The 19,199-nt window shown below is 70.4% G+C and carries 15 protein-coding genes and 1 pseudogene; 6 read left to right on the plus strand and 10 right to left on the minus strand.

Features of this window, described 5'->3' with window-relative positions:
* Positions 1–1,102 precede the first annotated feature (1,102 nt).
* The 6 genes from ABTZ91_RS32190 to ABTZ91_RS32215 form a co-directional block, all read right to left on the minus strand.
* Positions 1,103–2,245 (minus strand): hypothetical protein, encoded by a 1,143-nt coding sequence (locus ABTZ91_RS32190; RefSeq protein WP_352080768.1) that lies wholly within the window; start codon positions 2,243–2,245, stop codon positions 1,103–1,105.
* A 143-nt stretch (positions 2,246–2,388) separates the two neighbouring features.
* Positions 2,389–2,814 (minus strand): hypothetical protein, encoded by a 426-nt coding sequence (locus ABTZ91_RS32195; RefSeq protein ID WP_352080769.1) that lies wholly within the window; start codon positions 2,812–2,814, stop codon positions 2,389–2,391.
* Positions 2,815–3,639: 825 nt separating this feature from the next.
* A complete protein-coding gene (locus ABTZ91_RS32200; RefSeq protein WP_352080770.1) occupies positions 3,640–4,161 on the minus strand; it encodes a hypothetical protein in 522 nt (173 codons plus the stop codon).
* Between the two features lie 137 nt (positions 4,162–4,298).
* Entirely contained in the window at positions 4,299–4,841 is a 543-nt protein-coding gene (locus ABTZ91_RS32205) for a hypothetical protein (RefSeq protein WP_352080771.1), read from the minus strand.
* A gap of 62 nt (positions 4,842–4,903) precedes the next feature.
* Complete coding sequence (locus tag ABTZ91_RS32210; RefSeq protein ID WP_352080772.1) at positions 4,904–6,490, minus strand: acyltransferase; 1,587 nt, start codon at positions 6,488–6,490, stop codon at positions 4,904–4,906.
* A 144-nt stretch (positions 6,491–6,634) separates the two neighbouring features.
* On the minus strand, positions 6,635–6,814 hold the full coding sequence (locus ABTZ91_RS32215; protein WP_352080773.1) for a hypothetical protein: 180 nt from the start codon (positions 6,812–6,814) through the stop codon (positions 6,635–6,637).
* Between ABTZ91_RS32215 and ABTZ91_RS32220 the strand changes: the two genes are divergently transcribed.
* Together ABTZ91_RS32220 and ABTZ91_RS32225 are read left to right on the plus strand one after the other, a co-directional pair.
* Entirely contained in the window at positions 6,807–7,250 is a 444-nt protein-coding gene (locus ABTZ91_RS32220; protein WP_352080774.1) for a helicase associated domain-containing protein, read from the plus strand. The two genes, ABTZ91_RS32215 and ABTZ91_RS32220, sit on opposite strands and share 8 nt — an antisense overlap.
* A 9-nt stretch (positions 7,251–7,259) precedes the next feature.
* Positions 7,260–7,556 carry a barstar family protein gene (locus ABTZ91_RS32225; RefSeq protein ID WP_352080775.1) on the plus strand — a complete coding sequence of 99 codons (297 nt, stop codon included), beginning with the start codon at positions 7,260–7,262 and terminating at the stop codon, positions 7,554–7,556.
* A gap of 21 nt (positions 7,557–7,577) precedes the next feature.
* Here ABTZ91_RS32225 and ABTZ91_RS32230 read toward each other — a convergent pair.
* Positions 7,578–8,437 (minus strand): IS5 family transposase gene (locus ABTZ91_RS32230; RefSeq protein ID WP_407078073.1). Its coding sequence is split into 2 segments (ribosomal slippage): positions 7,578–8,083 and positions 8,083–8,437, totalling 861 coding nucleotides; the frame shifts between segments, so codons are not numbered across the junction.
* 253 nt (positions 8,438–8,690) lie between these two features.
* On the opposite strand from ABTZ91_RS32230, the gene ABTZ91_RS32235 reads away from it, so the two are divergent.
* From ABTZ91_RS32235 to ABTZ91_RS32245, 3 genes are all read left to right on the plus strand, one after another.
* Positions 8,691–9,494 (plus strand): TnsA-like heteromeric transposase endonuclease subunit, encoded by an 804-nt coding sequence (locus ABTZ91_RS32235; RefSeq protein ID WP_352080777.1) that lies wholly within the window; start codon positions 8,691–8,693, stop codon positions 9,492–9,494.
* A complete protein-coding gene (locus ABTZ91_RS32240) occupies positions 9,491–10,393 on the plus strand; it encodes a hypothetical protein (protein ID WP_352080778.1) in 903 nt (300 codons plus the stop codon). Before ABTZ91_RS32235 ends, ABTZ91_RS32240 begins: the two co-directional genes overlap by 4 nt.
* Positions 10,394–11,058: 665 nt before the next feature.
* A complete protein-coding gene (locus tag ABTZ91_RS32245; protein ID WP_352080779.1) occupies positions 11,059–11,499 on the plus strand; it encodes a hypothetical protein in 441 nt (146 codons plus the stop codon).
* 1,013 nt (positions 11,500–12,512) lie between these two features.
* On the opposite strand, the gene ABTZ91_RS32250 is transcribed toward ABTZ91_RS32245, so the two are convergent.
* Complete coding sequence (locus ABTZ91_RS32250; RefSeq protein ID WP_352080780.1) at positions 12,513–12,899, minus strand: NPCBM/NEW2 domain-containing protein; 387 nt, start codon at positions 12,897–12,899, stop codon at positions 12,513–12,515.
* A 239-nt stretch (positions 12,900–13,138) separates the two neighbouring features.
* On the opposite strand from ABTZ91_RS32250, the pseudogene ABTZ91_RS32255 reads away from it, so the two are divergent.
* A pseudogene (locus ABTZ91_RS32255) lies at positions 13,139–13,777 on the plus strand (IS5 family transposase); the annotation flags it as partial.
* 13 nt (positions 13,778–13,790) lie between these two features.
* Here ABTZ91_RS32255 and ABTZ91_RS32260 read toward each other — a convergent pair.
* Both ABTZ91_RS32260 and ABTZ91_RS32265 read right to left on the minus strand, forming a co-directional pair.
* A complete protein-coding gene (locus ABTZ91_RS32260; RefSeq protein ID WP_352080781.1) occupies positions 13,791–14,138 on the minus strand; it encodes a hypothetical protein in 348 nt (115 codons plus the stop codon).
* A 1,050-nt stretch (positions 14,139–15,188) separates the two neighbouring features.
* Positions 15,189–18,569 carry a FlgD immunoglobulin-like domain containing protein gene (locus tag ABTZ91_RS32265; protein ID WP_352080815.1) on the minus strand — a complete coding sequence of 1,127 codons (3,381 nt, stop codon included), beginning with the start codon at positions 18,567–18,569 and terminating at the stop codon, positions 15,189–15,191.
* Positions 18,570–19,199: the final 630 nt, after the last annotated feature.

A 19,199-nucleotide genomic window follows, 5' to 3' on the forward strand; every position in this document is an offset into this window, starting at 1 on the left:
GCGCCGCGGGGCGGCGCCGGGGGGAGTGACCCGCCCCGCAGTCACCTTCGGTGACTGCGGGGCGGTCCGGTCGGACCGGGTGTGCGGGCCTCGGGGTGAGGCCGGCGGTGGTGCCTGCACCGCCCTGCGGGCGGTATTTCTACTGGTCAGAGGGCCTATCGGTCGCTGAGTGCCGGAGTGGATCCGCCTGCCGGCCCCTGCGGGGCCGGGGCTCCGGTCGCGTTCCCTCGCTCCCTGATAGCAACAGTATGCAGCCAAAGCAAGCCCCTGTCCAGCCCCCGACCACCACCAAGAGTGGTCACACACCGTACCCGACACTCGAACCAGACCGAGCCATGTGGTCTACACCAGGTAGGGGTGGGTTGAAAGACAGCAGCAACAGGGGAGGGTCGGGGCGCGGCCCGGGAATTCGGAAACCGACACACGCTCAAATACCAAAAACACAAACCCACATGACGAACCCACAAAAGGCGCACCCATAAGAGACCTGACCCACCAACAAAACCCCTTGCACAAAACGCAAATACACAACCCGCAAAAACCCGAGGGCTGAGAACGGAACGCGAACTCGCCCCGCCTGCCCCCACCGCACCGCCCCGCAGCCGGGCACCGCCGATGCATACGCCCACTCCCGACGGGCACCGCGCCCCGGAGCAGGACCGGGCGGCCGGGACGGGCTGGGGAGCAGCACGACCAGGACGAGCACCAGACCGCCCGAGACACGGCACCAGGCGCGACCGCCGACCGTGCCGAGGACACAGGGCCCGGGACGGGAACCCCCCGTATTACTGCGTAATAAGGCGGCCCGCACGCCCTCGGGGCGGTGAATGCGCACGTCGCAGGCCGTCTCATGGGCCCGTCGCAGGCGTACGCTGGAGGTGGTGACACGGACCACCGGCTGGCCCGTGCCCTCGGGGCGAGCCTCCGACGGGGAGGGGGCCGGGACGTCTGGACGTGTCCCGGCCCCCTCCCCGTCCTCCACGTCCACACGAAGTTCGCGAGGCCCTGTGTCGCCGCCTGGGCGGGCGAACGCCCTGGCCCGCCCAGGGAGACCGGGGCGGGCCGGAATGCGCTCAGGACGCCGCGCAGGGCCGGGGCGGGGTCAGTGGGCGGCGAGCGGGGCCGTGAGGCTACTGCGGGCAAGGTCGGTGCAGCGGATGCCGCCGCCGACGTGCCACTCCATCGCCGGCTCGGCGGCCCGGCCGTGCTCGGCGCACCACGTGGCTGGGGTGAGGCCGCTGCAGTCGTGCCGCTGGCACACGCACTCCGGGCCCAGGGCGGCGTACGGCACCCCGTGACGGAGGACCCCGCCCGCCGGCGAGGTCGAGGCGGTGCCCCGGAGGCGGGCGGGCCACGCCAGCGTGACCCGGAGGCCCCCGGATCCCGCGCGGAACCGGTCAGTCAGCCGCACCTCGCCTGTCACCGCCAGCGGGGCCGTGCCGGGTGCGGTCAGCCGGCGCACCGAGGCGCCGTACTCGTCGGCGGTCAGCTCTGCCAGGGTGTCGGCGTCGGTGTCCGTCGACCAGGTGGTGAGCCGGTCCTCGCCCTCGGCGTCCTCGGCCAGGTCCAGCCACGGGTCATCCAGGCGGAACGGGTACACACCGCCCGTACCGGCAGCCAGGAGCAGCCTGGCCGCCGGTACGCCGGTGGGAAGGGCGATCTTGCCGTGGGCGAGGAGCCACGCCACGACCGCGGACCGGTCGAACTCCGGGTGGACGTCGGTACCTGCGGTGGGCTGGGGGAAGTCGTCGTGGCGGCGGCACCAGTTCACCACCGCCGCCCGCCCCACCCCGGCGATCCGCCCCACCTCCGCCAGCAGCACCCGGTCCTCGCCGGCCGCGGTCGGCTCCAGAGCGGCGAGCGGGGAGCGGCGGCCCGGCGCGATGGCACGTAGGGTGCGCCAGTCGACCGAGGGCCGTACGAGGGGGAGCAGGGCGACGTCCTGCGCCGAGTAGAGCGGCACGGTGGTGACGCCGCCTTGCCGCTTGTAGTCGACGTCCACCGACCCCACGGGGGCGATCCAACCGAGCCTGACGACCTGGTCCCAGTCCGTCCTGCGGACGCCGAGTCGGACCGCCGCTTGGTCGGGGCCGAGGGGGACGTAGCGGTCGAGCAGCTCGGGCAGGTCCCGGCGGCGGCCGAGGGCGGCCACCTGGTCCGGGTGGACGTCCGGGAACTCCACCTCGCCGCCCAGGTAGACCAGCAGGCCGGCGCGCACCAGGTGGCCGACCGCCGCCGCCGTCACCCTCGGCCGGTACCGCAACGGCGCCCCCAGGGCCTCGGTCAGCCGGTCCGCGGCCGCAGGTGCCCGCTTTTGGATAGATTCGGACAGGTACTCCGTGCCGATGTCTTGGCCCCGCGGAGCAGGGTCGGTCGCGTTTTCGAGGGCTACTGGGCCGCGTCCACGCAGACGGCCTCCACCCCAAGCAGAGCAGGCGACTGGCTGTTATTGGTGCCGCTGGTACGCCAGCCAGTTGGCTGCGTCTGGCCCAGCACCACGTTGGGACCCGATGCTTCGAGCACGACGCCGCTCCCAGCAAGAAAGCCGCCACCTGTGGCGATTTGCCCCTGAGGGCAATCCACTGAGACGACGTCGTACTCCCCCGGGGCGAGTTCCTCAAAGTTGGAGACCCTCTGGGCCCCCGTGACGCCCCCGTCCCCGTCGTTGCCGCATCCCACCGAGATCAAGCAGGGGATGCCGAGGAGCGAGGACAGTGGCCCGTCGTTGTCCTGGGCGTGGGCACCCCCGGCGCCCAGGACAACCAGCGATGCGGTTGCCGCGCCGATGACTGCGACCCTGCTTGCGAATTTCACGAGACACCCTTTCCTCCGGTAACTGCTGAAGCATGCATCGCTCCGGCGGAAGAACTTCGTGCGGCACGCTCGCACACGTCACTCAGGTCAGCCCTTCGGCTCACCACTGAAACGCTAGGCAGAATCGGGCAACGGGCCAGGCCCGAGCACGGCCCCAGGGCCAGGCGCGTACGCCCGCTCGCGGGTGATCCGGCCCCAGGACGGGCACAGCGGGATCTCTGAGGCGCAGGAGCGGGCCTCTGGGTCAGCGGCGAGCTCCGGGGCGCACGTCCGCCTTGGTGGGCAGGCCACGGATCGTCCAGCCGGAACTGGTGCGCGGCGCCCGTGAACGCCTCCACGGTGGGCCGCTGGTGAACAAAAACCCATGCACAAAACGCAAATACACAACCCGCAAAACCCGAGGCGGGCCCGGAATACAGGCAACCGTAAAGGGCCCGGCCAGAAGACCGGGCCTCTTAGGGAATTCGTCGCAGGGTCAGGTGCGTACGGCCCGCAGGGGTGCGCAGCGTCCGCAGGTGGCTGTCAGGCACAGCTCCATGTCGGGGTTGCGTCGCCGGAACTGACCGCAGGCCGGGTCCGGTCCCGACTGAGGGACCACGGCCAGGGCGGCATGGATAGCTTCGCGGGCGTCGTCCAGGGCCGCCGGCCGCTCGGGCGCTTCCTGGAGAAGTCGGACACCCTTTCTCCAGAAGAGCCAGGCCCTGGCGTAAGCCCGGGAGGTGGGCCAGGGACGGGACTTCGGCCCCGTCCTGGGGAACAGCGTCAGTCATGTGGTGATGCTCCCAGGACTGCGAAGACGCTGGGAGCATCACAGGCGAAATCGGTTCAGCGCTTCGTCGGTGGGGCTGGCGGGCCTGCGAGCGCCGCGTCGTCGACCGCGACGCTGGGCACCTCCACCGGGGCCTTGCCCGGTTCGATCCGGTCCACGACGGGGGCGAGGGCGTTGTACATGCGGCGGGCGAGTGGTTCGTCGTCGTGGTCCTGGTTGAAGCCACCGTGGGCGTCGTAGTCGAGCTTGCGCAGGTAATCGACCAGTTGGGGCCCGGTCAGGGTGACCTCGATGAGGCCACGCTTGCCCGGCTCCCCTGGGAGCTTGCGCGGCTTGACGTCGTCGAATGTGTCGCTGTCCAGGCGGTCGCGGCCGCTGTCGCGGGTTCGGTCCCACATGTCCTTGGTACAGGTGATCTTGAATTGGGCGACTCCGGCCGCCTTGTCCAGTCGAGCAGTGTGCTGAGGCGGGGACTTGGTCGCCAGGTCGCCGCATCCCGAGAGGGTCACGGTGGCGGCGAGGACGGCGAGGACGGCGGCGACGGAGCGGAGCCGACGGGGGCGACAGGTGGTGATCACCGCGCGATTGTGACGAGGCGCCGCCGACGAGGAGGCGCCTTCCCCTGCCCGGTCACCGGAACGAGTGGACGGCCGTCCTGGGCGGCCATGAGAAGCGCCCCGGCCGACCAGGCCGGAGGCGCGCGGGGAGCTGGGGGTCAGGCGCCGATGCCGACCGCGGTGACGTAGGCGTAGGCGGAGTACTCGGAGTCGAGGTCGCTGATGACGTCGTCCCAGATCTCGTCGATGAGGTCGGCGTTCTGGTCGGCCCAGGCGTCGACGAGGTCGGACCAGATGTAGCGGACGTTGATGGAGCGCTGGGAGACGTTGGGGCGGGAACGTTTCTCGGGGACTTGGCTCTGGTCGACCGGGTAGATCTCCATCCGTCGGCCGCGGCCGTCGTTGTCGAGGTGACGCTTGAGCCAGCCGGAGCGGATCAGGTTCTCGCGGCGGCGCGTCCAGTAGGCGGCGTCGATCCGCTCCAGGTTGGCGGGGGTCGGGCGGATCTTGCCTTTGGCTTTCATCCAGGAGCGGATGGTGCGCGGGGAGACGCCCTGCGTTTTCAGTTCCTGGCGGCCGGCGGGGCTGTCGAGGTAGCGCAGGCGGGCGGCGAGTCCGCGCTTGGATGTGACCGGTGAGGAGATCCCGGAGGAGTAGACGATCCGGTTGAGCTCCAGAATCAGGGCTTCACCGCCCTTCATTCCGCGGGCGTTGTATTTGCCGAAGTCCCCCCAGCGGGCCCATAGATCCGGTGATCCGGACATTACCGCTTACCCCCGAGGATGTAGGTGTCCTTTTCCTTGACCTGGCTCAGGTCCCGGCCCTCCGGAAATACCTTGCGCCAGTCGCCGACGACGTGGAGTTCGTCCGTGCCGGAGATCTCCACGACCTGAAGCCCGGCCTTCTGTGCCTTGTGGGCTTTCATCCAGAGGTTGGCGAAAGCCTTTGCGCGGATGATGTGCATCCAGTCCGGGCGGCGGATTTCCCGGTTCGCGCTGGACTCGCCGATCGTCGACACGAGTTTAGAATACATGGCCTTCACGTAGGCCACGGTCAATTCGTCGCCATTGGCCAGAGCTGTTTTCCGGGTTTCGGCAAGGGCGCGGCGGAGTTTTTCCAGGAGTGCTTCCGAGGCGCCGGAGACCAGTGAACGGTGGATCACCGGGGCATCGGCGAGGCCCTGTCGGGCGCAGTCGAGGAGCAGGCGCAGCGTGGACTCGGTGACCCACAGCTCCCCCGGTTCCATGCGATGTCCGAGGGGGTTGGGCAGGTCGTCGTGGTCCCAGTCGGCGGGGGTGATCAGGTGGACGCCGGCCTTCTTCGGGTCGTGGACGCCGCTGGTGTCCTCGCGGAGCTGTCCGATCGGCAGCCAGCACTTGAGCGCGGACAGGTAGGCGGCGTTCATGTCGAGCGCGGTGACCTCGATCCGCTCGCCCTTCTTCGCCGCAGAGAAAAGCGCGGCGTTGCGCCACTTCGGGCGGCCCTCCCAGATTTCGTCCGCGCCCTTCTGGGACTTCTTGTGCAGGATTTCAGCGGTCGGCGGGAATTCGGAATGCTCGTACCGGCCGCCGACCCGGGAGGACTTGAACAGGGTCATCACGTCCGGGATGGCGGCCTTGATGAGGGTGGCCTGCGCGGCGTCGACGTCACCGGCGCAGTCGGCCAGGACCTCGTGCACCCGGTCGGTGATCTGCTCCACCAGGGTGGTGGAGGCGTAGCCGGGAGCGGAGCGCCGAGACGACGCGGTCGCCGTGGTCGGCGCCGGTACGACCGGCGGTGAGGGCGGCTCCGGGGTGTTCACCGGCTCGGCCGCACTCGAGGACGGCTCGGCCGGTGTGGGTGCGGTGGTGGTCTGCACGGTCCCGCCCGCAGCGGCGGCTCCGGCGGCGGAGACCGCCGCCCCGCACTCCGCGGGTGAGAGGTGCTGGGGGTAGCCGTCGACCTCGTCCGTGGCGGGTTGCCCGCACAGCACGCACGGCCGTGCCGACGACACCGGCGGCGGAGCCGGGGACGGTGCGGGGGCCGGTTCTTCCGGCACGGCGGCGGGGAGCTGGACGCGGGCGGGTGCCGGTACGGCGAGCGCCTGGGCGCCGGTCTGGAGGCTCGGGAGTGCGCCGTGCAGGACGCCGACCGCGTGGGTGGGGCCGGCGAGCAGGTCGAGTGGGTGGAGCCGGTAGTGCGCGGCGAGGAGGTCGACGTCCTCCAGCGACCAGTGGGCCTTGCCCGCCTGTTTGCGCGAGACCTGCGCCTGCGACTGCCCGAGGCCCGCGGCCAGGTCTCCCTGCCGTTCGCCGGTCCGCGTCATCAGCGCGGACACCGTGAGTCTGAGGATGGCCTCGATACCCATCATGAATGCGATCCTAGCATTCTACATGACGTAATCGCATAGCAAATGTGGAAGTTGATTCTGTGCCGAGTGTCACGGAAGTGGACGGCCGTCCGGTCCCGTGTCCCGGACCGGTCTGGACGCGGCCCGGGGCGCGGTCGCCGGTGATCAGGCGAGGTGGCGGGCGGCGGCCGTGGTGAACGCGTCGGCGGCGGCAATGGCGGCCTCGCGGAGGGCGCTGAGGGGGTCGCGTTCGGGCGCCACTACGCCGCCATACGGGAGCTGGTCGCCGACGAGGAAGGCCCGGCGGAGGTCCTGCCCCGGCTTCACCATCCACGGCATGGACATCGGCAAATGGCTCGCCCGGCAACGCCAGCCCGAGGTCTGGGAGGCCCTTTCCGACGGGCAGCGCGAGCGCTTGGAGCAGCTCGGCATCACGCCGCTCGCCCCGGTCCCGGAGCTGGAAACGTCCGCGAAGCCGTCCACGACGCCGTTGAGCACCTTCGAGAAGGGTGTGGCGGCCCTGGCGCAGTGGGTGGAGCGAGAAGGCGCCCGCCGCCCCGTGCCGCGCGGCCACGCCGAGGAGATCGCTGTCGACGTGAAGGAGCCGGGGGTCGTGAAGCTGGGCGTATGGGTCTCGATGCGTATGGGTCTCGAACACCAAGTCGAGGCGCGACAAGCTCACCCAGGGGCAGCGGGACGCACTGCGGCCGCTGGGTGTGGAATGGGCCTAACTAGAGGCTGTCTCTTTGAACGGTCGGTCACCCGTGGTGGGGCTGATTAGCCTGCTGTGATGACGGACAGCAAACTGATCGTTGACCTGCGTGGTCGGCTGATCGAGACACTCAACGACTTCTGGAACGCGGTGCGCGAGCCGTGCGGGCTACCAGACTGGTTCGGCCGGAACCTGGACGCATGCTCGGACACGATCGAGACTCGGGGCATCTCCGAGGTGATCGACAGCCACGACATCCTTATCGTGCACGTCGACCAGCGGGGCCTCTTCGACGGACAGCGGCAGGAGGCCAACGTCCTGGCCGGCATCTTTGACGGAGAGCAGAACCGTCTCGTCGTCCATGGGTTGGCCTGACGAACTCTTCGGACGCCTTGCTCAGCGCTGGGTCCAGATGAGGATGGCAGCGAGATGGAGTGCGGCCTGGTGAGCGATGGCGAGCTTGTCCGTCCGCATTGCGAGGCCGCGCCACTGCTTGAGTCGGGCGATGCGCCGCTCGACAGCATTGCGCTCCTTGTATGTCTCAGCGTCGAAGCCGGGCGGGCGGCCTTCGGCGCGGCCTCGTCGCAGACGGTGGCCGATCTGGTCGGCGGGCTGCGGGATGACCGCACGGATGCCGCGTCGACGGAGGTGCCCACGGATCGCGCGGGAAGAGTGGGCGCGATCCGCAAGGACGATCGCGGGGCGGGTTCTTGGCCTGCCGAGTCCTCTCCAAGGGATCCGGATTCCGCCCATGACCGCCTCAAAGGCCGGGGCGTCACCGGCCTGGCCCGCGGTGACGTGGATAGACAGAGGCCGTGCCCGGCTGTCACTGGCCAGGTGCACCTTCGTACTCAAGCCACCGCGGAAACGTCCGAGCGCGTGGTCATCGGGCTGTGACCGGCCAGGCACCCCCTTTTCCTGGCTCCGGCCGAATGCTGGTGAGCCCGGCAGACGGTGGAGTCCACCGAGGCTGTCCAGCTCACGTCGTCATCGGCGTCCGCCACTGCAAGGACGGCTGTAAGGATCCGTGCCCATGTACCGTCCATGGCCCACCTGATCAGGCGTTTGTGTGCGGTTTGAAAGGGACCGAGCTCTTCTGGCAGGTCGCGCCAGGGCGAGCCGGTGCGGTACTTCCACGCGATGGCCTCAAGGGTCCGGCGGTGGTCGGCCCACCGCCGTCCACGGACCGGATCTGCCGGCATCAACGGCTCGATCCGGTCCCCCATCGCATCAGTGATCACTAACCGGACAGGCACATCCGATCAACTGATCAGCCCATCAAAGAGACACGCTCCAGCCCACTGTGCCCCCGGACCCTCACGGTCCGGGGTGTCTGAGGCCGACGTGCGACGCGGCTCCTGCGGAAACTGAAGGATCTCCCGGTCTGACCAGGGTGCGGCACGGTATCGCGGCCGCCGTTCACCCGTTCGGTGGCGGATCCGGATCACGGCGTTCAGGAGCCCCCATGGGCGTGGCTGTCGAGTGTGGAGGCACGAGCACAGCAGGCGGGTGCAGCAGGCTGCCGCAGGGGGCGACGGTGCAAAAATCGAGGCCGCGTTCGTCACGGTCTTTGGGCGGTTGACGCAGTTGCCGTGGGATCAGGCGGCGGCGTCGGTGCGGTTCGAGGGCCTGACGCCGGTATCCGCGTTTCCGGTTGTGCCGGGCCGCCGGTGGGGACCGGGCTGGTGGTGGTCGTCGACCACGGGACGGGACGTGGTGCGCGGTTCGTCGGCGATGCGCACCCAGCTGATGGTGCTGGACCGGGACCCGGAGCTGACCGGCCTGTCGGCACGTCCGGTACGGCTTCTGTGGCGGGATACCGACGGGTGGGTGTGCTCGTGGGTTTCTCAGCTGTTCGCCCGGTACGCCGACGGCAGTGGTGTGCTCGCCGACTGCCTTTCAAGCCCGACCGCCGGTGGAGACAGGGCGCGGCGGGTGCGGATGGTCCTGGAGGCGGCGTGCGCGCGTGTGGGCTGGTCTTACCGGCGCATCGAGCCACCTCCAGCGGTGGTGGCGGCGAACCTGCGATGGCTGGCCGGCTACCGACACCTCCGTTATCAGGGTCCGCCCGGGATGCGGTCTGCGCTGGCCGAAGCGTTCGCCGAGCCCCGGCCGCTGGCCGACGGCGTAGCCGCGGTGGGCGATTCTTTGCAGGTACTTCCTTCCGCCTATCACGCGCTGTGGTGCGGGTATCTGACAGCGCCTCTCGATGGGCCGCTGCACGAGCGGGCGCTGATCTGCGCTGACGCAGACCGTGGAAAGGGCGTCGAAAGTCGGCTGCGCGACGTCGGCGGGGAACCGGAGAGAGGATGAGCGCCGTGGGCGGCACACACGGTAAGGGCCGGCGGCCGGGGGTCGGTGGGCACGTCGTCTACCAGGGGCAGACCTGGCAGGTCGCCGCGCTGCAGGGCCGGCAGGTCTGCCTGCCGCAGGAGGGCGGCACGGAAATGAGTCTGCTGCTGGGCCGGTTGTTCGCCGATCCGGGCGTCGAAGTGGTGGGCGCGCAGGCGCCGGAGACGGTGCCGCAATGGGGGCTGTTCGAGACCGTTCCGCTGGCGGCCCAGCAGCGGGCGCTGGCGTGGCTGCCCCACATCCGGGAGGTCGAGACCGGGTGGCTGCACCCTGAGGGCAGCCGTGACGGACAGACGATGCGGCCGGAGTACGCCCCGGAGCGGTGGACGCTGGCGCAGCGGGAGGCGGCCAAGGCGAAGGAACTGGCGGCGCTCGGCTTCGCGCGGGTGACGCGTACGACGGTGCAGAGGAAGCGGCACGTCTACCGCAAGCAGGGCTTGTGGGGGCTGGTCGACAAGCGTGCGGTGCCGGCCCGTGGGCGTCATCCGACGGGGTATGCCGACGAGCGGGTCGTGGCCGCGGTGCTGGAGGCGCTGCGGCGCCAGCGGGGCCGGTCGAAGGGGACGGTGAAGGGACTGCAGGTGTTTGGTGGGGTGGATCCTGGAGGACACGCACGGGCGCGGCGTGGTGGAGATGCCGTCCCGGTCGACGTTCTATCGGCTGGTGAGCGTGCTGGCCGACCCGGCCGATCGTCCGGGACGCCCGGCGCGTACCGCCACCGCACCCGCCCGCGCCTCGCCGGCGCCGGTGGTGCTGCGGCCCGGGGAGCAGGTGCAGATCGGCACCACCCGCCTGGACATCATGCCGCCTGGACATCATGGCCGTCCTGGAGGATGGCAGCTGGGGCCGGCCGGAGCTGAGATCGCGGTCGACGTCTCCACCCGCTCCATCCTGGCCGCCGTCCTGGCCGCCGTCCTGCGCCCGCACAGCACCAAAACTGTCGACGCCGCCCTGCTCCTGGCCGAGATGGCTGTTCCGCGTCCTGCCCGCCCCACCTGGCCCGCAGCACTGCATCTGTCGCGGGCCGAAGTGCCCTATGAGCGGATGCTGTCGCTGGACGAGCACCTGGAAGGCGCGGCCGCCCGCCCGGTGATCGTGCCCGAGACGATCGTCGTCGACCCCGGGAAGATCTACCTCTCGCAGGGCTTCGTCGCCGCCTTTGAGACGCTCGGGGCAAGCGTCCAGTCCGCTCCACCCCGGCGGCCGCAGGCCAAGGCTGTGGTGGAGCGGGCCTTCGGTCCGATCAACGACCTGTTCTGCCAGCATGTCGCCGGCCACATCGGCTCCAACCCACAGCGCCGCGGCTTGGCGACGGTGGCCGAGGCTCGGTGGACGGTCCCGCAGCTGCAGGACTTCATGAGGGAGATACCTGCTGGTGAGGCTGAGTCACGGGGGGCGTCGGTCCCAGGCCCAGGGACACGGCATCCCCCTCATCGTGCCCGGGGAGCCGGATCCCGCCCCGTACCGTCCGACACCCCCCGCCGTCCCGGACACGGCAGCACCTGTCCGGGACAACAGCCGTCCCTTGCCCCCACGCCCGCCCCTCCCGGACGCTGGATCGCAGCCCTCCCCCACCGATGGACCCACGAAGGGATCCACCCATGTCCGCACCGCCCGTCGCCGCCCGCATCGCCCTGACAGCACTGCTACTCACCGCACCGGTCGCCGTGGCCGCACCCGCCCAGGCGGCGACCCCGGCCCCGACTGCCCGTGGTACCAGGGCGCGCCGCCGAGCAACCTGAACCCCTACAGCAGCACGGACTACGCCGTCGGCAGCGCACCCATCCGCGTCGGCCCCTACGGTTCCTGCACCGCCGTCTCCACCAAGCCGTCCGGGACAGCGATCACGGTCAACTGCTACATCACCAACAGCTACGGCAACACCTGGTCCTACATCCGCGGCAGCGGCTGGGTCTACGACGGAAACCTGCGCAACGGCGGCTCCACCCACCCCTGCCGTTTCTGACCCTCCCCCCCCCCCCGGCCCTCCCCCGCTCCCCTCACCACGACGTCAGCAGGCCCGACATCTGACGGGACACACAGCCCAACACACCCCGGCCGGCACAAGCGACACGGCCGAACAGGGCGACGGGACCGGCAGGGGCGAACAGGGCGACGGGCCCGGCAGGGGCGAAACGGACGAGGCCGTCACGGCAATGGTGGTGGAGGGCCGGGCGACGGCCGGCCGCACGCCTCAGCGGCCACGCACCGGACCGTGCCGTCCGCCTCGCCCGCGCCCGCCCCGTACAGCACAGCGACCCTCCACCACACCACACCAGCAGGACACGTTCGAAAGGGCTGCGCCAGGGGACGGGCGAGCCGGCCAGGGCTGCCGGCGGCGGCCGAACGGACCCCGATCCCTCCTCGTCTGACGCCGCGGCCGCCTTCCGCGCAACGGCCTCCCGCCTGGCGGTGCGCGACACCTTCGGCTTCCGCGCGGTCGGCTGCTTCCCGTACACACCACCCGCCAAGGTCGCTCCCTCGCCGGGACAGGAGGACCGGCGGAACGGCTGCCGGCGCCCGTCGATGGACTTCTGCTCCGCAGCGCGTACACACCGGCCCCCGTGCCACCCCTCCGCGGTCTCCCGCTCGGCCTGGCGGCGGTCGGCCTCCGTCCACTGCGCGGCGTACAGGCGGTCACCGCCCCGGTTGCCCAGCGCCTCGATCAGGATCTGCCACTCGTCCCTGCCGAACCTGCACTCCGCCTCAGCCTCCCACTCGGTGAGCCACCCCTCATGCCCGGCCTCCAGCAGCGGGCGGCTTCCCGGCGCAGGGTGCCGTCGAGGTTGAACGCCGCGCCGCCACTGCGCGGTTCACGCCTGGCAGTGACCGGGGGGCTGTCAACCGGGTCGGCCCGTGCCGGTGAGTGGGTTTCGAGGAGGGGACCGGATTGCCCTGGCCCCTCCTCGTCCTCCCCGTGGTCGCACGCTCCGCACGGCCCCGCAATGGACACCGGCCGCGGGTACACGGCCGCAGATGTCACCAGTGGAGGGTGGCGTCCCCCAGGGCGGCGACGATGCCGTCCCGGTAGGAGCACTCTGGCCCTGAAGCCTCGATGGCGAGCTTGACGACGCCCGTCAGGTCGACCGTCACCGTCTGCAGGCGATTGATCACCAGGCCTACGGCCTTCCGTCCACGCCCGTCGCCCATGACCGCGACCTTGACCGTTTCCGCCGTGGTGTTGTCGTCCAGACCTGCGGTGAAGGTCAGAGACTTGTAGCGTTCGTTGACGCTGTACTCGATGGGCGGACCGTCGCAGGGGTTCGTGAACACCATCGCCTGGTCGTAGCGCTTGGTTCCCATGGTCACTGAACGGAGCTCGTAGTCGATACTCCCGGAGAACGCTTCGAGGTCGCTGAGGTGCACAGTGCCTGACGGCAGGGCCGGCGGCGGCGCGATCGACGGCTCTTACGAGACGCCGTCAGTACTTGCCGATGATGACTCAGTGGCCGTCGGAATGACAGGCGGATCGGTTGTGACGACGACCGGGTCCGGTGTGCGAGCCATGGGCGAGTTCACCACGACCGGGAACCCGAAAAAGCCGAGGAACACACCCGCGACGGCCGCCAGGGCCGAGACGAACGCCGAGACCTCCCCCACTCACCGAGGCCGACGCCGACCTCGCGGGCCGGATCGACTGGATCATGGTCAGCGTCGACTCGACGTCCTGCCGAGCCCACCAGCACGCGGCCGGGGCCCGCAAGAAGAAGCCACGCGTCCCGAAAAAAGAACTACGCCCCGGCACCACCGCCCCGACGAAGGACTCGGGCGGTCCCGCGGCGGCCTGACCTGCAAGGTCCATCTCGCGGGTGAAGGCGGCTGCAGGCCGATGGCCTTCCTGCTCACGCCCGGCCAGTGGGACGATGCGCCGCAGATGATCGAGGTCCTCGAACGCATCTGGGTCCCCCCGCCCGCAGGGCGGTCACCCTCGCACCCGGCCGGATCGTGTCGGCGGCGACAAGGCATACAGCTCGCGCCGCAACCGCCGCTACCTGCGAAGACGCCAGATCAAGCACACCATTCCCGAGCCGAAGGACCAGCGGGCCAACCGCAAACGGCGCGGCAGCAAGGGCGGCCGGCCCACCGGCTTCGACAGCGAGATCTACAAACGCCGCAACGAGGTCGAGCGCACGATCAACCGACTCAAGAACTCCCGGGCCGTCGCCACCCGCTACGACAAGAGAGCCTCCGTATTCCACTGCACCGTCACCGCAGCTGCGGTCCGGCTATGGATCAAGACATGAGACAGAACCGCACCTAGCCTGCCGCATCCAGAGCGTCGGCCCGTCGTTCAAGCTCGGCCGCTATGTCGTCCCAGTCAGGCCCGTGAAGATAAAGGCTGCCCGCGGCCTCCCTCATGAGCGCCGGTTCATCCGGCTTCTGAAGAAGAACGAGCCGATACGCGAGGTTACGGATCCGCACGGGCAGGTACCCGTCGACCAAGCTCGGACACAGTTCTCGCAGCATGGCCAGGATCGCGTCGGCATCGGCGAACGTCAGCTCCTCGATGAAGAAGTCCTCATCGTGCTCACGGTCACACGGCGGCGTGGGCCCGTACTCGTCCCCGAAAAGGCATCGGGCGTGGTCAGTCAGGGTGGCGTGCATGGACCCGAGCGTACGATGCGATGATCCGCCGGACACGCCCTGTCCCTCTGACGAAGGAAGCCATCGTCACCGCTGACGCATTCCACCTCACGCTGAGCCTGTCCACCCTTCATCACTGCTTGCAGGAGTTCAGGACGCGTGTGCCTCGCCCCCCTCGCGCGAGGCACAGGTTCGGGCCTCACGTCCGTATCGCCAGGGTTCGTGCTCATCACCAAATGAGATGACGTCTCAAGGCACTACGGGCGACTTCCGCGAGATCATCGCCAACGGCTCGGGCAAGGGGCCCGTCACCAACACCATCCTCGCCAGTGACATGGCGTTCCAGACCTCCGGTGCCACACCTGGAAACTCCTCCCCTAAGCCCATAAGCACAGCACCACGCGTTCCCCGGTGCGCCGACGGGAGCAAACGGCCCCGAGGCCGCGCCGTCCGTGCCGGCCACGCGCAGCGCGCCGCGGTCGAGCACGGCGGTCTCGCCACTGCTCAGCCGGCCGGCGCCGCCTGCGTCCGGAGCCGCAGAGGCCTCGGCCGCCGGTCCGTCGCTGTCCTCCGCGCCGACCGGGGCCGCGAGCGTCGCGGCGGCCACCGCGGCCCCGCAGACCACGCCGGTCACCCGGGTCCACCGTCTCGTCGTACGACGCATCCGCGCCCCCCACATGTCTTGTCACCGGTGTTGCGCTGACAAGACTCTCCACCGCTCGAAGGTTGTACGGGCGAAGTGTGCTCTGGGGACCCTGTCTCGACGGCCTCCTTTCCGGGCCGGAGACCTTCCCCTACGCCGGGAACCTCCGCCCACCCACCGCCACGCACCCTCCCGCACCGCCGCCCCCGTCTCCGCGATCGCGACCGCCGCCCACGGCATCGCTCAAACAGCGGTGGGCGCCCCGGCCGGGACACGCGCGCGCCCGCGGGCCTTCGAGAAGGTGGTCGGGGTCTTCCTGGGCCGACTGCGGCTGAGCGGAAACGTCGAGGGGGCACACCATCACGTGACGGTGTGCCCCCTCCTGCGTGGCTGGCCCTCCACGCCACCCCCTCGGCGAGCCCTGAGGCTCAGTTCGTGTTCGTGTAGTAGCCGAAGACGTCCACGATCACGTCGGTGGAACCGGCGTGGTTGTACAGGTAGATCCGGCCGCCCGTCACCGGCACGACGACCAGGTTCGGCACCGTCCCGCCGGGCAGCAGGTTGATGTTCGAGACCGTCGGGGTTCCCGCGCTTGTGGTCGCCGCCAGGTAGGTCGGGGCCGTCGCGTTCGTCGCCGTCACGTTGAGGACCACGGCGGACGCACCGGTCGCCGGCACTCCGCCGGTCCCGGCGACCGGCAGTGCCACGCCCTGCGCCGGGCCGAGCTTGTGGCCGCCCAGTCCCTGCCGGGTGTCCATCACCCGGGCCGGGGTCACCGGCTGGAACCGGGCGCCCTGGGCCGCGTCGGTGGTGAAGTAACCGGACATGTCGGCGAGCAGGTCGACCATGCCCGCATGGTTGTAGAGGGTGATCTGGCCGTCCTTCACCGGGACGACGACCGCGTTCGCCGCCGTCCGACCCGCTGACACGTTCAGGTTCGACGCGGCCGTCCGCAGCGTCCCGTACGGGTAGACCGAGACGAACGTCGCCGCGCTCGGGTTCGTTGCCGTGAGGTTCAGGACCACCGCCGACACGCCGGTCGCCGGCACTCCGCCGCGCCCGGTCACCCGGACGTTCACCGTTCGCGCCGCGCCGACCTTGGCCTTCGGCGCGCCGAGCCCGGCACGGGTGTCGAGGATCCGCGCCGGCTCCACCGGCAGGAAGCGGTCGCCCTCACCGCTCAACGTGTAATACCCGGCCACGTCCGCGACGAGGTCCACCGTGCCGGCCCGGTTGTACAAGGTCACCTTGCCGTCCTTGACCGGCACGGTCACCAGGTTGGACACGGTCTGGCCGGCCGCCACGTTCAGGTTCGACGCGTCCGTGCGCTGCGTCCCGTACGGATAGGCCGACACGAACGTCGTGGCGCTCGGGTTCGTCGCCGTCACGTTCAGGACCACCGCCGACACCCCACCAGACGCCACCCCGCCACGTCCCGCGACCTGCAGCGTCACCGTGCCCCCTGGGCCGACCTTGGCCTTGGCAGCGCCGAGACCGCTACGGGTGTCGAGCAGCCGGGCAGGCGTGACGGGCTCGTAGGTCCCGAATCCACCATGCGTCAGGAACACCTCCCCGACGCGACGCAGTCCGGTCCCGGAGCCGTCGGCGGGCACGGCGGTCAGCGCCCACGTGTAGCCACCGTCCGCGAGGTTCTTGCCGTTCTCGTCCTTGCCGTCCCAGCCGGCCTTCACCAGACCGCGCACCTCGCCGCCGGCAGAGGTGCTGACGACGGCCCCGGTCCGGTCCTTGACGGTCAGGGTCCAGGAGGCGGCGGGCTTGCTGAGCCACCAGCGCCCGGTCCAGGACGCGCTGAGGTCCGCACGGTCAAGGACCTCAGCGGTGTCCGTGTCGAGGGTGGTCAGGGCAGGGGCGGCGAAGCCGGTCGGGACGACATGGATGCGGTCCTCGTCGTCGGCGAAGGCGACGTGGCCACCGAAGCGGTCGACGGTCACGGTGTACGTCTTCTTCGTCGTGCCGAGTACCCGGGTGCGCCCGGTGCCGTCCAGCGCGAAGGCCGAGACGACCCCGTTGAGCGCGTAGGCCAGGTAGCCGTCTCCGAGCCAGGCGAACTGGTTCGCGGGCAGCGCGATGTCCTTGCCTGTCCGCAGGTCGCGCAGACGGTTGTGGCCGTCGCCGCAGGACCAGTGCAGAAAGCTGCCGCGCACATGAAGCATGGACAGGAAACATGAAGCGGTCGTGAGCTGGACGGTGCGGACGACGGCGCCCGTGCGCACGTCCACGGCGGTCACCCGGGCGTCGGCCTTGGAAGACGCCGCCCACAGCGTGCCGCCGTCGATGGCGACACGACCGGTGTCCGGCCTGCGCAGCACGATCCGCTGCGTGTCCAGGTCGTAGACCACCCCCGTGTTCCCCGGCTGCTGGATCGTGTGGTAGGCCACGTAACGGCCGGATGCCGACGGCGGATACGCCAGCTCGACACCCGGAAGCGCCTCGGCCGGCAGCTTCTTGTCCGCGCCGAGCACGAAGAGACGGTCACGGGTGCCCGCCTCGCTGTACACCACCCGACCGTCACCGGTGGGTACCCCTGGTTCGCACTCGCCTCCGACCCAGCACGCGCCTTCGGCCAGATGGTCGTCGACGCCGAGGTCCACCTTCCGCGCCGTGGCCGACGAGCCGGCGTCGACCGGGAGGTCCGCCGACCGAACCCTGGCCCGGATGCCCGCCACCACCTCGGTGGAGTACAGGACGCCCTGCCCGAGCGCGATGCTGCGGACGGCGGTGCGCACGGGCGGTATCTCACCGATCCGGGTCGCGACCGGCGCGCCGCCACCCTCTGGGACCCGCACGGCGTGGAGCGAGCGCTCGGTCCCCTCGCCCTGGCGGGCGACCACGACCGTGCTGCCGTCGGCACTCACCGGGGTGTCCCCCACGACACGGTCGAGCACCGGTCTCTCGCCGCCGTCGCCGAGAGACCGGGCAACCAGCGCCGCCAGCGCTTCCGCGCCCTCGCCCGGGACGCGGGCGAGCACCTGGTCGCCGAGGAAAGCCACCGGAGTCCCACCGCTCCAGAGGAGTTCCGCCGTCGGCCCGGACCAGTCCCCCGTCACGTCCCAGACCTGGAGCTTCTGCCCGGTCGGATAGAGCAGGAACTGGTCGGCGAGCACGCCGTCCTTCCAGTGCTGCCAACCGTCTCCCGACGGATTCGGCGGCAAGGGACGCACGGTGAAGGAGGCATCGACCCAGCCCATGCTCCCCGCGCCGTTGGCACCGTAGGTGGCGAGCAAGCCGTGCTCGCCGGACCACCCGATGACGCGCCCAAGGTACGCACCCGCGGGCAGCCCGGACAGCGGTCTGTCCCGTACGACGCCCCCGTCGAGGTACCGGAGAAACGTGTCGTACGGAGCCGTCCTCGTACGGGTGATGACGCCGAGGCCCATCGTCCCGAGATAGTGGCGGTTCTGCGGAATCGAAACGACGCTCCGCGCACCGCTCTTCGGATCCTGGAACAGCACCTGCGAGCCCTGGTAGACGGCCAGCACATCGCTGCCGGTGGGACGGATCTGGCCCGACGCCGCCGGAAGGCTTGTGCGCGCACCGTCGGCGAACGACACCCAATGGGGTTTGGTTCTGCCCTGCACGAAGCCGGTCGTCCCGGCGGCCGGCAGCACGCCCGCGTCCGGATCGGCGCTGAACTCCGCCGGAAACACCACCTCAGCCGGCACATCCGCCGCCCGGGCCTCGCCTGAGCCGAACGGCCCTGCCGGGACCGCGGAGAGCAGCGCCGCCGCCACCGCGACCGCGACCGCCGCCAGGGTCTTCGTCCTGCGACGGCCCCCCGTACTCACCATCCGCACGCTGTGCGTCTCCTCCCCGGAGGTGTCAAAGTCGGTCGAGACTACCAGCGCTTCGAACCCGTTCAAACTAGAGCGGCGGAGGGGCATCCACCCGCCGTTCCGCCGCCGGATGCACAGCTCAGTGTCTGAGCCGCCGGCCGCTGGGGAGGGCTCGTGCTGAGCACCGTGGTGGCCGTCGTGGGAACGCTCCTTGGTGCGGTCGTCGCCGGGTGATCCAATACCGCACCACCCGCCCCAGACTGAGCGAGGCACGGCAGGAACACCACCAAGACAAGGAGTTGGCGCCGCCACCACGTACGCCTCCGCCCCGGCGGCGCACCGCCGAGCCATGGCCGTACGCGAGGGCCTGCCGCTCGACGGGGCCGCCCCCGAGGCCTTCGCCGCTGCCCGGGGTCGGGTCGCACGCCACCCGGTCCGCCATCAAGGGGCCGAAGGTCACCGTCTCCATCCCGATGCCTGGCCTGACCGCGGCCGCCGAGGAAGCGGCCCGCGCCACGTACGCGCTACGCAACGCCCCGGACCACAAGGCCCTGGACGCACTGCGCAAGGGCGCTGTCGCGGCAGTTCGTCGCTGCCGCCGTCGGCCGCTTTTCCACCGTAGGCAGCGATGAGCGGTATCCCGTG

This window comes from Streptomyces sp. NPDC126499 (assembly GCF_040302485.1).
Taxonomy (GTDB): domain Bacteria; phylum Actinomycetota; class Actinomycetes; order Streptomycetales; family Streptomycetaceae; genus Streptomyces.

Coding starts and splice junctions, on each gene's coding strand:
- ABTZ91_RS32205 (WP_352080771.1), bottom strand. CDS start 4,841: ATGAAGGGCGGTGAAGCCCTGATTCTGGAGCTCAACCGGATCGTCTAC.
- ABTZ91_RS32210 (WP_352080772.1), bottom strand. CDS start 6,490: ATGATGGGTATCGAGGCCATCCTCAGACTCACGGTGTCCGCGCTGATG.
- ABTZ91_RS32220 (WP_352080774.1), top strand. CDS start 6,807: ATGGACATCGGCAAATGGCTCGCCCGGCAACGCCAGCCCGAGGTCTGG.
- ABTZ91_RS32215 (WP_352080773.1), bottom strand. CDS start 6,814: ATGTCCATGCCGTGGATGGTGAAGCCGGGGCAGGACCTCCGCCGGGCC.
- ABTZ91_RS32225 (WP_352080775.1), top strand. CDS start 7,260: ATGACGGACAGCAAACTGATCGTTGACCTGCGTGGTCGGCTGATCGAG.
- ABTZ91_RS32240 (WP_352080778.1), top strand. CDS start 9,491: ATGAGCGCCGTGGGCGGCACACACGGTAAGGGCCGGCGGCCGGGGGTC.
- ABTZ91_RS32260 (WP_352080781.1), bottom strand. CDS start 14,138: ATGCACGCCACCCTGACTGACCACGCCCGATGCCTTTTCGGGGACGAG.
- ABTZ91_RS32265 (WP_352080815.1), bottom strand. CDS start 18,569: ATGGTGAGTACGGGGGGCCGTCGCAGGACGAAGACCCTGGCGGCGGTC.